Source organism: Corallococcus sp. CA054B (assembly GCF_003611625.1).
GTDB classification, from domain to species: Bacteria; Myxococcota; Myxococcia; order Myxococcales; family Myxococcaceae; genus Corallococcus; species Corallococcus coralloides.
In genome coordinates, this window is record NZ_RAVY01000400.1 from 1 (window position 1) to 1186 (window position 1186).

General features: G+C 69.8%; 1 protein-coding gene. It reads right to left on the reverse strand.

Annotated features, from left to right (window positions below):
• A partial coding sequence (locus D7V80_RS40990; protein ID WP_147447407.1) for a condensation domain-containing protein occupies window positions 1-1186 on the reverse strand: 1186 nt, incomplete at both ends.

The following is a 1186-nucleotide window of genomic DNA, read 5'->3' on the forward strand; positions in this document are numbered from 1 at the left end:
GCGTCCTCCAGCAGCATCGCGATGCGCTCCACGGGGGCATTGCGGTCCACGGGGACGAAGGCCGCGCCCGCCTTGAGAATGGCGAGGAGCGCCGCCACCAGGTCGAAGGACCGTTCAACGGCGAGGCCGACGCGTGCACCGGGAGCGATGCCCAGGGCACGCAGGTGATGTGCGAACTGGTTCGCGCGTGAATCCAGCTGCGCATACGTCAGCGAGGCATCCCCCATCACGAGGGCGACAGCGTGAGGTGTGCGCTGGACCTGCCGGGCGAAGTGGACGTGGACCGGCACGTCCGTCGGGCTGGTGACGCGGGTGTCGTTCCACTCCACGAGGACGCGCTGGCGCTCGTCGTGGGAGAGGAGCGGCAGGTGGGCCATGGCTTGCTCGGGCTTCGCGGCCACAGCCTCCAGCAGCGTGCGCAGGTGGCGGGCCATCCGCTCCACGGTGCTCTGCTTGAAGAGGGCGGTGCTGTACTCCAACGTGCCTCGCAGCCCTTCGGTCGTCTCCGTGAAGAAGACGCTCACGTCGAACTTCGACGTCGCGTGGGTGGACTCCAGCCTTCGCAGCTGGAGGTCCGGCAGTCGCACGTCCTCCGTGGGCACGTTCTGGAGCGCGAGCAGCGTCTGGAAGAGCGGCGTGTGGCTGAGGCTGCGCGTCGGCTGCAGGACCTCCACCAGCTTTTCGAAGGGTACCTCCTGGTGCTCGTAGGCCTCCAGCACCGTGGCGCGCACCTGCTGGAGCAGCGAACGGAAGGACTGGCCCGCGTCCACCTTCGCGCGCAGGACGAGCGTGTTGACGAAGAAGCCGATGAGCCCTTCCGTCTCCGCGCGCGTGCGGCCCGCGATGGGCGAGCCCACGCTGAGGTCCTGCTGCCCCGTGTAGCGCGCCAGCAGGCCCTGCCAGGCCGCGAGCAGCACCATGAAGAGCGAGCCGCCTTCCCGGTGGGCCAGTCCACGCAGGGCTTCGGTCAGCTCACGCGACAAGGTGAAGCCGAGGGTCGCACCCGCGGTGCTCCGGACGGCCGGGCGGGGGAAGTCGGTGGGCAGCTCCAGCACGGCCGGAGCGCCGGAGAGCTTCCTCTCCCAGTAGGCCATTTCCTGCCGCAGCGTCTCACCCGAGAGCGTGCGGCGCTGCCAGTCCGCGTAGTCCGCGTACTGCACGGGAAGCGCAGGCAGGGGCGACGGCT